The following is a 13915-nucleotide window of genomic DNA, read 5'->3' as shown; positions in this document are numbered from 1 at the left end:
ACCGGCCGGCGGGGAATTGTGCACAGGGTCTTCAGGTCAAGTAGGATTGCAGCTGGAAACGATTTTTTCGACTTTTCCTCTCCTGCCTTTTCCCGCCCACCATGTCCCAGCCAGTGTCCAGTTCGAGAAACGTTTTCCGTGCCTGCGTGGTCAACGCGGTGCGTGGGGGCGAGGCGCTCATGGAAAAGCTGGTGGCGGTCACCCGCAACGCGCTGACGGCCGAGGAGGCCTCGGTGCGCAACATCCAGCAGCGCAACCTGGCCAGTGACAGCCTGCGCCTCCTGGGCCAGCACGAGGCGGCCCTGGTCAAGGGCTACTCCATGGCCCTGCTGGAGATCTTTGCCGAAGGCCCGGCAGCCACCCCGGGCACCAAGCCCCGGGCGGGCGACGATTCGGCCCTGGATTTTGGCGAACTCACGCTCATGGACGAGAGCGAGGTGCAAAACCAGGTCGAGCTGGCGCGCGCCCAGCAGCTGGCGTCCCACGCCACCGAAGCCATACTGGCCGAACTCAACACCCTGGTCAGCTCTGCCCAGGGCCTGCGCAGTGTGCAGCCCGAGCGCAACCCGCTGCGGCCCGAAAGCTATATCCGCGCCTTGCAGCAGGTGGTGGGCGAGACCGGTGTGAACGCCGATGTGCGCGGCCTGTGGATGCAGCACATGCGCGACCTGCTGGGCAAGTTGCTGGTCGACGAATACAAGACCATGGTCAAGACCCTGCGCGACAACGGCGTGGAGCCCGTGGGCTACGCCGTGGTGGGGGCGCCCGGCGGCAACACGCGCTCAGGTGGCGGCTACGGCGGTGGCAATGGCAACACCGGCTATGGCGGTGGCTACATGGCCAACAACTATGGCGGCCCCATGGCCGGCCCCAGCGGCTACGGCAGCCCGGGGTACGGCAATACCGGCTATGGCAACACCGGCTACGGCCGCGGCGGCTATGGCGGCAACAACAACTGGAGTGGCGACCCGGGCAACAACTGGAGCGGCGAGCCCCAGATGCCCATGATGTCGCCACAGGCCGCAGCGGCCGAGGAGGCGCTGCTCACTGTGGGCATCCTGCGCCAGATGCTGGCCGGGGGCGACCCGTTCGATCCGCGCTCCTATGGTGGTGCGGGCGGCGGTGGCGGCATGCCGGTGATGGGCGGCGGCGTACCCTCGCAGCCTGCCAGCATGCATTCGGGCCTGGGTGGCAGCAGCGGCTACAACCCGGCCGCTGCAGCAGCGGCCGAGGCCATCGAGGACATGGCCCAGCTCGAACGCCTGGTCGGCCGCCTGGCCGGCGGGCAGCAGGCGGCCGCCGTGGCGGCCATGCCGCAGGCCGTCGTGCCCCAGGCCGGTTGGGCTGCCACCATGCCTGGCACCGCACCGCAGCAGCTGTACACCGTACCAGGCCGGCCCTACCAGCAGATATACACCGTGCCCGTGGTGGCCCCGCACGACCCGCCGGCCATGGCCGCCGAGGTGGTGGGCCGCATGATGGAGAACATCGCCCGCGATTCGCGGCTCCTGCCCTCCGTGCAGCGCGCCGTGCAGAACCTGGAGCCCGCGCTCAAGCACCTGGTGCGCCGCGACCAGAGTTTCTTCACCGAGCCCGGCCACCCCGCGCGCGTGCTGCTCGACGAGATGACCCAGCGCAGCCTTGCCTTCCCCGACGAGAAGGCACCGGGTTTTGCGCGCTTCATCCGCCTGCTCAACGAATCCGTGGGCTACCTGGCGGGCATCGAGATCAAGGACGCCACCCCCTTTGAGACCGTGCTCAAGGCCTTGCAGGCCGCCTGGAACTCGCAGGTGCAAAAGGCCAAGGCCCGCCAGGCCGAGAAAGACAAGGCCCAGCTCATCGCCGAGCAGCGCGAGATGCTGGCCGGCAAGATCGCCGCCGACATCCGCAAGCTGCCCGACCTGGAGCGCGTGCCCGCCGATGTGCTCGACTTCGCTGCCGGCCCCTGGGCCGAGGTGGTGGCCCTGGCCCAGGTCTCGCAAAGCGACAGTGGCGAGGACGACCCGGGCGGCTACCTGGCCCTGGTGCCCGTGCTGCTGTGGAGCGCCCAGCCCGAACTCACCCGGGCCGAGCCCGACCGCCTGTCCGAAGCCATCCCCAGCCTGCTGGTCAAGCTGCGCGAAGGCCTGCAGACCATCGACCACCCGGCCGCCAAGACCAGCGCCTTCCTGGAGCGCCTGGTGGGCCTGCACCAGGACGCCTTCGAGCGCGCCAACTTCGCCAAGATCACCCTCGACCCCGAAGAGCCGGCGCCGGACTCGCGCGACCCCATGGACTCGGTGGCAGCGGTCGCTGGCTACGACGACAGCGCCCAGGCCCCCGTGGACAGCGCTGCCCCGGCCGCACCCGCCACGCCTGCGGCCCCCGCCGAGCCGTATGCCGAATTCGTCGTGGGTGCCTGGGTCGAGCTCATCACCAACGGCCGCGCCGTACGTACCCAGCTCACCTGGACCAGCCCGCACGGCACGCTGTTCCTCTTCACCGCGCCGGACAAGAGCACCCAGTCCATGACGCGGCGCATGCGCGACAAGCTGGCCGACGAAGGCTCGCTGCGCGTGGTGCCCGCCCCCAAGGTGCGCCCGCCTGCACCCACGCCCACGCGCGCAGGCGGCATCGCCACCACGCGCGGCAGCCTGCCCGCGCCGCTGGAAACCGCGCGCGGCAAGCTCGCCGGTGCGCCTAGCAGCAAGCAGGCACCACTGTCGGGCAAACCCTCGTCTCCGACCAAGGGGCGCTGACGCGCGCCCAGGCCCTGGCAGCGCGTACCGCTGACCCAGGGCACCATCGCCTCAGGGCTCGTCATGCCTGCTTCGGCCCCTGGAGCCTTTGCGCCCATTCCCTGCGCCACGGAGTTCGCGGCGCCAGGGGCGTAGTTGCAAAGGGCGCACAGCCAATGACAAGAAACCCGAGCACCCATGACCGAGATCTACATCAGCACGGACGTCGAAACCGACGGTCCCATCCCTGGCCCGCATTCGATGCTCAGCTTCGGCTGCGCCGCGTACACGGCGGACAAGACCCTGGTGTCTACCTTCAGCGCCAACCTGCACACCCTGCCGGGCGCTGCGGCTGACCCCAAGACCGCCGAGTGGTGGACCACCCAGCCTGAAGCCTGGGTCGCCTGCCGCACCGACCTGCAGGCGCCCGAGGCCGCCATGCGCAACTGCGTGCAGTGGATCAACGGCTTGCCGGGCAAGCCAGTTTTCGTCGCCTACCCGGCAGGCTTCGACTTTCTGTTCATGTACTGGTACTTGATCCGCTTCGTGGGAGAGAGCCCGTTCAGCCACTCGGCCCTGGACATCAAGTCCTTTGCCATGGCCCAGCTCCAAACCGACTTCCGAGCCACGACCAAGCGCAACATGCCCGCGCACTGGTTCGACAAGCTGCCGCACAACCATGTGGCGCTGGATGACGCTGTCGAACAGGGCGCTTTGTTCTGCAACATGCTGGCGGAGAACCGCGGGCGCTGAGAGCATCCCGGGCGGCTACAGCCCGACCGCCATCAGTGCGTCGGCGTGGGGATCAGTACCCGGTCGCAGCGCTTGTGGCCCTGCACCGGCAGCAGCAGAAACTGGTGCTCCTGGCCCGGCAGGTGGCCGGTGACCAGGGCGCACAGCGTTTGGCTGGCCGCCTGGGCGCTCGCTTCGTCGGCAAATCCCAGCGTGGCGCGAAAGCCCGACTGCAGCATGTCGGGCCGCTGGTAGGCCTGCACGATGTCGGGGCGCTCGATGCTGACCAGTTCTTCCAGGCGGGCCTGGGCCTCGGGCGCAACGCCCGTGAACACGATCTTGCGGCCCGGCCCGATGGTTGGCGTCCAGCCCGTCACCTGCAGTTGCTTGCCGGTGACAGCCACCGCGTCGATGGACCCCGCGTAGCCATGGGCCACGCGCGGCAGGGTCTTGCCCAGCGGCATGACGGCGCCGACATTGGCCAACTGCGAGCGGATGGCGTCGCCCTGCTGTCCAGGCGGCAGGCTGTCGAGCGGCACCAGGCACAGGCACGCCTCGTTCCATACCCGAATGCGCGAGCGCTCGGCGTCGTCGGTAGGCGCCTGGCGCAGCAGGACTGGCCGGGCGTGGGGCTTGCCCGGCTCAAGGATCTCCTGCGCCGCATGCGCGTTCATGATCATCGAGGTCATGGAGATGGGCGAGAAGAACTCGAACGGCGCCAGGATCTGGCCCTCGGGCGGTTGCATTGCAAACGCGTAGTGGGCCTCGAACATGGCGTCTATGGGGCGGTCGTGCGCGCGCTGGGCCAGCGACTGCTGGGCCGCCGCCGCCACGAAGACGGCCAGCGCCGCCAGCTTCCAGCGCGCCAGGCGCGCGGGCCAGGGCAGGCACCACAGCACGCACGCTGCGACCCAGGGTACCCAGAGAAAGCGCCCGTAGGCCATCCAGTCCGCATAGTCCTGCACCACGAACAGCAGCGGGAACACCGCGGCCAGGGCTGCCGCGCCCAGCCCCCCCAGCATGCGCAGACGATCCCCCGCCGTGGGCCTGGCCAGCAGCGCCAGCACGGCGCAGGCCAGGCACAGCACGGCGGCGGCCACGCCCAGCAGGCCGGGGCCCAGCAGCCCCTCGGTCAGCACGCGCGCCAAGCGGGCGGCAAAGTCCAGTGCCGAATGCCAGCCGTCCAGTGCGGACGGGTGGTAGCCGCCCACGCCTGCAAACACGGCGATGCGCAGCACCGCATAGCCCAGCGCTACGGCCAGGGCAGGGGCCGCCAGGAGCATGCGCGCCAGCAGGCTGCGCGGCGTGCCCGCCGGCAGCGGCAGCAGCAGGTACAGCGCGATCCAGGGGACGTAGACCTCCTTGCACAGGGTGGACAGCAGGTAGAACGCCGCGGCCAGCAGCGCCCAGCGCCACTGCGCCTTTTGCACCGCGTGCACATAGGCCCACAGGCCCAGGCAGGCGAACAGCATGCCATCCACGTAGTGGCCCGACATCAGCTGCTGTGCCATGTGCACGGCGGGGGCGCCCACCAACAGCAGCGCTGCGGGCACCAGAGCCTGCCAGCGCGCCAGCCAGTGGCGCAGCAGCAGGTACAGCGCGCCCGCGGCGCCCGCGAGCGACAACAGGTGGTGTAGGTAGTAGCCCTGGGGCGCGAGGCCGAAAAGCGCGTGGTTGACCTGGTAGACGAACAGGTTCCAGGGTGCGAACTGGTTGCCCGATACCGCGCGCGTCACCTGGGGGTCCAGGAACACCGACCAGGGGCTGTACAGACCCAGGTAGAAAAGGTGCTGGCCATCGTCCCAGCGCCAGGAGCCTTGCAGTGCGCTGCCGTGCAGCGCAAACGCCAGCAGGCACAGCGCGCCCAGTGCGGCGAGGTCTGCCGCCCAGGCCGTGCGTGCAAGGGTTTGCATGCGCTCCATCACAAAGGCCGTGTCCTGCCCGGCATCAGCACGCTCTTGCAGCGCGTGCCTCCTTCGATGGGCAGCAGCAGGAACTGGTGCTCCTTCCCGGGCATTTGGCCGGCCACCACCGCGCAGAGGCTGGCGGCCGCGGCCTGGGCGGCAGCCGGGCTGGCAAAGCGCAGCGTGGCGTGGAACCCCGAGTCCAGCAGGTCCGGGTTGCCATGCGCGCTGGCCACATCGGGCCGCTGCACGCCTTCCAGGGTCACCGGCGGTACGCCGACAAAGCCCGTCAGGAACAGTTTTCTGCCGGCGCCCAGGGTCGGCGTCCAGCCCCGCACGTGCACCACACCGCCTTCGGTGGTGATGGCGTCGATGGCGCCGCCCCAGTCGTTAGCGATGTAGGGCAGGGGCTGGCGCAGCGGTGCCGCGATGGCCTGGTCGTCCAGCTGCGCGTGCAATGCGGCCTGCTGCTGTGCAAGGGGCAGCGTGTCCAGGGGCGCAAGGCACTGGCAGCCCTCCTGCCAGACGCGGATGCGCGCGCGCTCGCCGGCATTGGCGGGCCACCGGTGCAGCAGGGCAGGCTGGGCGTGCGCCCGCCCGGGCTCCATGCGCTCGCGCGCCGCATGGGCGCTCATGGCGACCGCGGCCATGTAGCCGGGGGTGTTGAACTGCACGGGCAGCAGCACCTGGCCGGCCGGTGGCTGCAGGGCAAAGCCGTAGTGCGCGTCGAACATGGCCTCGATGGGGCGGTCATGCTGGCGCTGCACCCAGGCCTGCTGGCCCGCCGCGGCCACAAAGACCAGCAGCGCCAGCGCATGCCAGCGCGCCAGGCGCTGCGGCCAGGGCAGGCACCACAGCACGCACAGCGCAGCCCAGGGCACCCACAGCAGGCGGGCGTGGAGCTGCCAGTCCAGGCCCGGCCGCGCCACGAACAAGAGCGGAAAGGCGACCACCGTAATGGCCGCTGCAAAGGCCGCCAGCGCCTTGAGGCGCGCCTGGGGCGGCTGCGTGGCCAGGTGGGCGGCCGCGCAGGCTGCACACAGCGCCGTGGCCAGCAGCCCTGGCAGGCCCGGGCCCACCAGCCCCTGGCTCAGCATGCGGGCCATGGCGCCGAGCACGCCGGGCACATCGTGCCAGCCGGTCAGCGTGCTGGGCTGGTAGCCGCCCGCGCCCGAGAACACCAGCACGCGCACCGCCGCATAGCCCAGGGCCACAGCCAGCGCGGGCAGGGCATAGCGCCAGCGCTGCAGCCATGGCAGGGGGGCTGTTGCGGTGCCCAGCGGCATGAACAGCGCCAGTGCGATCCAAGGCACATAAACCTCCTTGCACAGCGTGGACACCAGGTACAGCGCGGCCGCCAGCCAGGCCCAGCGCCATTGCCTGCGATCCAGGGTGCGCAGCTGCGCCCACAGCGCCAGGCAGGCAAAGGTCAGCCCGTCCAGGTAGTGCCCCACCATCAGCTGCTGGGCCATGTGGAAGGCGGGCACACCCGCCACGAGCAAGGCCGGGGCCAGCAACGCACGCCAGGGCTGCAGCCACTGGCGCAGCAGCAGGTACAGGGCCCAGGCGGCCATGGCCAGCGACAGAAGGTGGTGCAGGTAGAAGGCCTGTGGCGCCATGCCGAACAGGGCACTGTTGAGCTGGTAGATGAACAGGTTCCAGGGCGCGAACTGGTTGCCCGATGCGGCGCGCGTCACCTCGGGGTTGAGGAACACCGACCACGGCGTGTACTGCGTGGTGTTGAACAGGTGCGTGCCGTCGTCCCAGCGCCAGTTGGCGTGCAGAGCGCTGCCATGCAGCACGAAGACCAGCAGGGCCAGCAGCAACAGGGCGATGAGGTTCTGGTGCCAGCCAGGTGCTTGCGATGAAGGGCTCACGGGATTAGGGCGTGTCATCATTCATTTCGCCCCCGCGCTGGCCCCGGCATGCGGATGGATGCGCGAAGCGCGGCGCAGCCCATAGTGGACTATGGGCAAGCCGTGCGACAAAGCAGACGCCGCATGCCGGGGCCAGCCCGAAGGGAAAGCCTGCAGCGCGGCACATTGCGGCGTTGCCCTTCGCTTGCGTAGCGGTGCTACGCGGCACTCAGGGCGCCTTGCACTGCACCGCGCTGCAGGCTTTCGCGGGGGCGAAATGAACGATGACACGCCCTAGCCCACGCGGTAGGTGAAAAAACGGTGGCCCAGGTAGCTGAAGGCCGGGATCACCGTCACCACCAGCGCGATGCCTATTGCATAGTGGCCGCCGGCTTGCTCCACCATCCAGGTGATGCAGGTGCTGACCACCCCGCCGGCACCCGCCACCAGGCCAAAGCGCCAGGCGGTGGCCGCGCTCAGCCGCTGGCCAAAGCTGAGCAGCGTGTTGGCGGTGTACGAAAACATGGTGGCCACGGCAAAGGCCACCACATTGGCCACGGGCGGCCGTGCACCCAGCAGCTCGATGCAGAAGGTGGCAACGCACACATGCGTGAGGGTGGACAGCACACCGATCAGCGCGAATCCGATCAATGACCGAGAAGTGTTCATGAAAGAAGGCAAAAGGAAAAATGCGCGCGCGCCCTGGTCAGGGGGCGTCGCGGTGGTACGGGGGCTGCGCGGCGCCGTCTTCGGCCTCTTCACGCACGATGTAGACGGGGCGGCCCTTGGACTCCATGTAGACCCGGCCCAGGTATTCGCCGATCACGCCCAGGCCGATGAGCTGCAGCCCGCCCAGGAACAGCACCACCGTGATCAGCGAGGCATAGCCCGGCGCATCGCGTCCGAACAGCAGCACCTGGCCCACGATCACCAGGCCATAGGCAAAGGCCAGCAGCGCGACCGCCAGGCCCAGGTAGGTCCAGATGCGCAGCGGCACGGTGGAAAACGAGGTCACCCCCTCCACCGCCAGGTTCCACAGGCTCCAGCCCGAAAATTTGCTGTCCCCGGCCGCGCGGGCCGGCCGGGTGTAGGGGATCGTCGCCTGGCGAAAGCCCACCCAGGCGAACAGGCCCTTCATGAAACGGCGCCGCTCGGGCAGGCGCTTGAGCGCATCTACCACCTGGCGGTCCATGAGCCGGAAGTCACCCACATTGGGCGGAATGCGCGAGTCGGAAATGCGGTTGTGCAGGCGGTAGAACCACTCTGCGGTCTTGCGTTTGAGCACATGGTCGGCGCTGCGGTCTGTGCGCTGGGCCAGCACCACGTCAAAGCCCTGTTGCCACAGGCGCACCATTTCCACAATGAGCTCGGGCGGGTCTTGCAGGTCGGCATCGATGGGCACCACCGCCGCACCCCGCGCATGGTCGATGCCCGCGGTCAGCGCCGCCTCCTTGCCGAAGTTGCGCGACAGGTCGACCACCCGCAGGCCTGGCACCGTGGCGCGCAGCGCCTGCAGCCGCGCCAGCGTGCCATCGCGGCTGCCATCGTTGACGCAGACGATTTCGAACGCCAGACCGGTCTGCGCCAGCACCGGCACCAGCTGCGCAAAAAAGAGGTCCAGCGTGGGCTCTTCGTTGAACATGGGGCACACCACCGAAAGCAGGGCGGTTGTGCCGCTGCGATCAACAGCGGGCCGGCTTGGCGAAGGGGGAGAAAAAGTGGTGTCGTTCAATGGGGCTTCGGGTGGGCATGCCCAGAATGTCACAAAGTGTCGCGGGCGGCGCAGTGCGCTAACCGTTGAAGATACACCATGCGGCATACTGGCCAGGGCAAGCGGCACCCGCCGCGCGTGACGGCGATCACCCCGGCCCCCGCGGCGGCACCCCGGCAACGCCGCTGCGCCGCCGCGCACGGCACCATGATCGTCATGCAACCCCCTTCATCCTCAGCAGCCACCGGCGCATTGCCATCACGTCCCAGGGCTGGTTCGACGGCATCGGCCGGCTCGATGCAGAGCGCGGAGAACTCCACATCGGCATCAACGCCCTGGGCGAGGGCGGGCTGGCCTTTTTCATCGATGCCCAGGGCCTGTTCCATGCCCTCACTTGGCAAGGTCGGGTGGGTAAATCGCTGGGCCAGTGGGTCGGCCTGTCGCGCCAGCGCGAGCGCTATGCCATCGCGCCGGCCGGCCCATCACGGTGGGCGAGTTGCTGCAGCTGACCGAGGGCTACAGCGAACTGTCAGAGGACGCGCCGCACACGGCAGACCTGCGCAGCGGCCTGGACGCCATGCCGCCAGACACCGTGTTGGGTGCTGCCTTCATGGCCGGGTACTTCGGCACCGGGACGCCGGGCCAGGCTTGACAGTTGCCGCCAGTCAGCCCTTCTCCACCGTTCCGCTGCTGCGTACCCCGCTGGGTGCCGACAGGTACAGCAACTCGAACACCCGCCCCGCGACGCCCGCCGGCGGCGCTCCCCACCACAGCACCGTGCGGTTCACCTGCCAGCCTTGGGCGTCCAGGCCCGCGAACACGCTGTGCACCCCCGGTGCGCCGGCCAGGTCGGCGGCCGCGGCGCGTTCCCCGGCCGCGCGCTGCACCAGGTCCGTGCTGTCGGGCAGGTCTTCAAAATGCTGCGTTGCAAAACTTGGCACCTCGCCGGTCGCAGGGCCCTGCAGATGGGCGATAGGGTCCCAGTGGTGCACCACCGGGCGCCCGTACTTGGCCTGCACGGCCGCGAAGTCGGGCGAGGTGACGAAGCCGGCCGCGCCGGCCGGGTCGTCCCACAGGTAGAAGGGCGCGTAGCGCTTGGGTGCCGTGGCCGTGCGGTCGGCCAGCAGAAAGGCCTTCAGATGCAGGCCGGGCAGCGCGTCGAAACGGCCGCCGATCTCCGGGATGCGGTGGCGCAGGGCGTTCAGGTCGAAATCATCGGGCAGGTCGAAACCGTATTGCATCGCAAGCATCTCAGGTGTCCTTCTAGAGTGGGGCAGGGTGGAGGTGCATGCACTGTAGAAGCCGCCGTCACTTTAAACAATAGAATTGTTTTGATCTGAATGTTTAAACTGGCTAATCTATTGGTCATGCTGCTCGACCTGTCCTCCCTGCAAACTCTGGTCACCGCCGTCGAACTCGGTGGCTTCGGCAAGGCCGCTGCGCGGCTGCACCGTACGCCCGGCGCCGTGAGCCTGCAGATCAAGGCGCTGGAGGAGCGCGTGGGCACGCCTCTGTTCCGCAAGCAGGGCCGCCAGCAGGCGCTGACCGAGGCGGGCGAACTGCTGCTGGGCCATGCGCGGCGCATCATTGCGCTCAATGACGAGGCCGTGCTCTCGCTGCAGGGCGCGCGCATGCAGGGCAGCGTGCGCTTTGGCATGCCGCAGGACTTTGCCGACGGCTGGCTGCCTGCCACGCTGGCCCGCTTTGCGCGGGCGCACCCTGCAGTGCGCATCGACATCCGCGTGGACCGCAGCAGCGCGCTGCTGGCGCACCTGCAGACCGGCGAGGTGGACCTGGTGCTGGCGTTTGGCGAGTCCTCGGGTGCGCAGTCCAGCGCTCAGACCGGTGCCCAAACCATTGCCCGCCTGCCCACGCAGTGGATCGCGCAGCCAGACCTGCCGCTGCCGCCGGACGCATCCGTACCCTTGCTGCTGCTGGAGCAGCCCTGCAGCTTTCGCCAAGCCGCCATCGCTGCGCTGGAGCGTATAAGCCGGCCCTGGCATGTCGTGCTCACCAGCGCCAGCGTCTCGGCTATCTGGGCCGCCGCCCAAGCCGGCCTGGGCGTGGCACCCCGGGCCACGGCCCAGGTGCCTGCGGGCCTGGCCGCAGTGGGCAAGCCGCTGGGGCTGCCCGCGCTGCCGTCCGTGGGCGTGTCATTGCACCGCGATAGCGTGGGCGCAGCCAACCCCGCGGTGGAGCATTTGCGGGCGGTGGTGCAGGAAGTAGCGGCGGGGCAACTGGGGTCCGCTGCCTTACATTCAACGGCCTGACGCCGATTCAAAACCCTGGGCGTACCGGGGCAGCCGGCGCAGACCATTCCACAAGCAACCACCGGGAGGATAGAGAAACATGAAGTTCTTTGGATTCTTGAGCCTGTTCGGCGCCATCGTGGCCGCGCTGGTGCTGCTGACGGGCATGTTCACCGCCCAGAGCGCCCCGCAGGAGGCGGCCATTGCGGCGCTGGCCATCGCGATTGCGGTGATCCCGTACGTGTTCTTCCGCGTGCTCCAGGCCCTGCGGCAGGCCGATGATCTGGCCGCCATCCGCCGCCTGCTCGAAGCCCGGCCCTGCGGGCCGATGGACACCACCGCGCCCGCACCCCAGGTCGCCGCGCCGGTGCTCGTGGCCCCCGAGCCCGCACCGCCATCACCGACAGCCGAGGTGCTGCAAAGCGGCTCCATGGGTGTGGAGGGCTGGACCTGGCACCAGCTCAGCGATGGCAGCGTGCGCATCACCGATGCACACGGCTCCGACTATGCCTACCCCTCGGTGGCCGCCGCGCGCAAGGCCTTCACCTGGTGGCAGGGGCCGGGGGCGGCGGCATGACGAAGAACAACCACGGCCCCTCAAGGCCCGCCATGCAGCAATGCGCGTTGTAGTCGTCGGCACCAGCGGTGCCGGCAAGTCCACCTTTGCGACTGCACTCGCGCAGGCCACCGCCAGCCCGCACATCGAACTCGACAACCTGTACTGGGGCCCCGGGTGGGCGGCCGTGCCGCCCGAGCAGTTCGAGGCCAGTGTGCGCACAGCGACCGAGGGCGAGCACTTGGGTGGCCGACGGCAACTACACCGCCGTGCGCGAGCTGCTGTGGGGGCGCGCCACGCACATCGTCTGGCTCAACTATGGGCGCGCCACGGTCTTCCCGCGCGTGCTGTGGCGCACGCTGAGCCGCGGGTTGCTGCGCACCCGTCTGGCCCACGGCAACCGCGAATCGCTGCGCATGGCGTTTTTGTCGCGCGAATCGGTGCTGTGGTGGTCGTACACCACCTTTGCGCGCAACCGGGTCAAGTTCTCAGGGCTGCGCCAGGACCCGGCGTATGGGCATCTGCAATGGAGTGAACTCACCCAGCCGGCGCAGGCGCGAGATTTCATCCAGCGGCACGCCTCCCACGCGGCATAGGGCCCACCCGGCGCTGCCCCAGATCGAATCACCATTGCATGCCAGGGCCGCCCGAAGGGAAAAGAGCCTGCAGCGCGGCGCATTGCGGCTTGGCCATCAGCACTTCAAGGAGTCCAACGGCCAGCCATGGTCCTTGCACCCTGCCAAGCCAGGGAAGCCGCCGAAACGCAGTGCGCGGTCAATGTGCTCCAGGAACGTTTCCGCCTCCGACGAATTGTTGAGAGGTGGGTCCATCGCTTCCGAAGGAACCGATACCGAGTACGGCGGGCCGCCGCTGGTATTTGCCTTGTGCAGTTCGTCTGGCGCAACAACGATCTGGAATGGAAGGCCGTACTCAAGGCGACCTCCCTCATCGTCCTCAAGGTGGTAGAGCGCGAGAGACGCCGGAAACACGATCAGTTGATCGGGGCACTGGGCCGGCTCTTTCCAATCGGGATGTGAGCCTGAGAGATCAACGCTCCCCACGCGAAGCCAGAACAATGCAAGCGCTTCAGGAACAGGCCCAACCTCCCGCGAAATCTTGTCGATCACCTCCGCAGCGCGCGGGTCGGGGCCTGGGAACACAGCTTCTGGCCGGTCAAAGACGTAGCCACATTCCTGAAGGCTGCGGATCAGACCCGAGAGCCTTGCACCGAGCTCGTCAACTTGGGACTGTAGTGACATGTCTTCTGCCCACTGATGGCTTGCGAATGAATGGGGCTTGCCCGTGCCGGGTGATCCATGCCGTTGCGGGGTACGGCATCGAAGTGCCACGATGGGAGGTGCGATCTCTCATCCGCTCACCCACTTACTTTCTCACTCACTCGGTTGTTGGAAGGGGACGCTCATGTCTGCCATTGTCGCCTTCGGCATCGATCTGACAACCAGACGGTGGTGGGGCCAGGTCTTGGCATTCTTGCGCCTCCCAGCCCACAGAACAGCAGCTTTCCTCCACCATCAAACTGGGTCGTGTGTTGGCGGGGCTTCTCTCGGGAGGCAGTGTACCGCCTCATTCATCATCAGATCGAATCATCATTGTGCTGCGCCCACACCGGCGCCGCCGCCTCGTGCGACTCGACCCCGCGAAAGAACGCATCGCCCAGCACCTTGTAGTCCGCCGTGCCCGGCCCCTGCCAGCCCATGAACTTGGGCCGGTGCACGGCAAAGCCGTCGGGTGACTGCGCGTTGCGGTAGGGCACGGCCATGGTGAGCGTGGTGGCCGAGGGCTTGGCATACGAGCGCACCACGATGATCAGCGCATCCGTGCGGCCCGAGGGCAGGGTGATGAAGCCGTCGTACACCATGGCCGCACGCTCCGCCTGGCCCGGGTTCTGGTCCAGGTAGTCCTGCGCCTGGGCCACGCCTTCTTCGAGCTGGTCGGCCGCAAAGCGCAGCATGTTGCGCCCATAGGCCGCCGACTCCTGGGCCAGCATGGGCGTCAGGGGCTCCCCCTCGGCCACGCACCAGATGCCGTGCGCGGCAAAGAAACCTGCGAGTTCGATGGCACGTTCCATGGGGGCTCCTTCCTGCGCTTGGGGGCAGATCGCGGCATTCTGCATGAAGGAAGGCAGTCAGGCGAATTGCGGTGGCAGCCTATGAACTCGGGGGGGCAGGT

Annotated in this window: 13 protein-coding genes and 1 pseudogene; 6 read left to right on the top strand and 8 right to left on the bottom strand. The window is 68.5% G+C overall.

Features of this window, described 5'->3' with window-relative positions; translation table 11 throughout:
* Nucleotides 1–101: 101 nt before the first annotated feature.
* Nucleotides 102–2738 (top strand): DUF1631 family protein, encoded by a 2637-nt coding sequence (locus AC3WOH_RS26065; protein WP_492232243.1) that lies wholly within the window; start codon nt 102–104, stop codon nt 2736–2738.
* Between the two features lie 177 nt (nt 2739–2915).
* Complete coding sequence (locus AC3WOH_RS26060; protein ID WP_492232242.1) at nt 2916–3470, top strand: exonuclease; 555 nt, start codon at nt 2916–2918, stop codon at nt 3468–3470.
* 32 nt (nt 3471–3502) lie between these two features.
* Here the strand turns inward: AC3WOH_RS26060 and AC3WOH_RS26055 are convergent, their stop codons facing one another.
* The 5 genes from AC3WOH_RS26055 to AC3WOH_RS26035 all read right to left on the bottom strand — a co-directional run bounded on the left by AC3WOH_RS26055 (nt 3503) and on the right by AC3WOH_RS26035 (nt 9306).
* A complete protein-coding gene (locus AC3WOH_RS26055) occupies nt 3503–5362 on the bottom strand; it encodes a hypothetical protein (RefSeq protein ID WP_492232241.1) in 1860 nt (619 codons plus the stop codon).
* 8 nt (nt 5363–5370) lie between these two features.
* Nucleotides 5371–7230 (bottom strand): glycosyltransferase family 39 protein, encoded by a 1860-nt coding sequence (locus AC3WOH_RS26050; protein ID WP_492232240.1) that lies wholly within the window; start codon nt 7228–7230, stop codon nt 5371–5373.
* 273 nt (nt 7231–7503) lie between these two features.
* Nucleotides 7504–7878 (bottom strand): GtrA family protein, encoded by a 375-nt coding sequence (locus AC3WOH_RS26045; protein WP_492232239.1) that lies wholly within the window; start codon nt 7876–7878, stop codon nt 7504–7506.
* Between the two features lie 37 nt (nt 7879–7915).
* Nucleotides 7916–8851, bottom strand: coding sequence for a glycosyltransferase family 2 protein (locus tag AC3WOH_RS26040; protein ID WP_492232238.1), 936 nt, complete (start codon nt 8849–8851; stop codon nt 7916–7918).
* A 119-nt stretch (nt 8852–8970) separates the two neighbouring features.
* Complete coding sequence (locus AC3WOH_RS26035) at nt 8971–9306, bottom strand: hypothetical protein (RefSeq protein WP_492232236.1); 336 nt, start codon at nt 9304–9306, stop codon at nt 8971–8973.
* Nucleotides 9307–9407: 101 nt separating this feature from the next.
* Between AC3WOH_RS26035 and AC3WOH_RS26030 the strand changes: the two genes are divergently transcribed.
* A complete protein-coding gene (locus AC3WOH_RS26030) occupies nt 9408–9572 on the top strand; it encodes a hypothetical protein (protein ID WP_492232235.1) in 165 nt (54 codons plus the stop codon).
* Between the two features lie 13 nt (nt 9573–9585).
* Here the strand turns inward: AC3WOH_RS26030 and AC3WOH_RS26025 are convergent, their stop codons facing one another.
* The gene (locus AC3WOH_RS26025) at nt 9586–10170 is read right to left on the bottom strand and encodes a DUF4865 family protein (protein ID WP_492232234.1); all 585 of its coding nucleotides are present in this window, start codon (nt 10168–10170) and stop codon (nt 9586–9588) included.
* Nucleotides 10171–10260: 90 nt separating this feature from the next.
* On the opposite strand from AC3WOH_RS26025, the gene AC3WOH_RS26020 reads away from it, so the two are divergent.
* From AC3WOH_RS26020 to AC3WOH_RS26010, 3 genes and pseudogenes are all read left to right on the top strand, one after another.
* The gene (locus tag AC3WOH_RS26020) at nt 10261–11190 is read left to right on the top strand and encodes a LysR substrate-binding domain-containing protein (protein WP_492232233.1); all 930 of its coding nucleotides are present in this window, start codon (nt 10261–10263) and stop codon (nt 11188–11190) included.
* A gap of 79 nt (nt 11191–11269) precedes the next feature.
* Nucleotides 11270–11746, top strand: coding sequence for a hypothetical protein (locus AC3WOH_RS26015; protein WP_492232232.1), 477 nt, complete (start codon nt 11270–11272; stop codon nt 11744–11746).
* A gap of 40 nt (nt 11747–11786) precedes the next feature.
* Nucleotides 11787–12321 (top strand): annotated as a pseudogene (locus AC3WOH_RS26010) (P-loop NTPase family protein).
* A 96-nt stretch (nt 12322–12417) separates the two neighbouring features.
* On the opposite strand, the gene AC3WOH_RS26005 reads toward AC3WOH_RS26010, so the two are convergent.
* Nucleotides 12418–12984 carry a hypothetical protein gene (locus tag AC3WOH_RS26005; protein WP_492232231.1) on the bottom strand — a complete coding sequence of 189 codons (567 nt, stop codon included), beginning with the start codon at nt 12982–12984 and terminating at the stop codon, nt 12418–12420.
* Between the two features lie 335 nt (nt 12985–13319).
* The gene (locus AC3WOH_RS26000; RefSeq protein WP_184861815.1) at nt 13320–13814 is read right to left on the bottom strand and encodes a hypothetical protein; all 495 of its coding nucleotides are present in this window, start codon (nt 13812–13814) and stop codon (nt 13320–13322) included.
* Nucleotides 13815–13915 lie beyond the last annotated feature (101 nt).

Source organism: Acidovorax sp. FW305-C-20-28 (assembly GCF_058783375.1).
The sequence above is the reverse complement of the archived record's forward strand: the minus strand, read 5'-3'. Positions and strand labels throughout refer to the sequence as shown.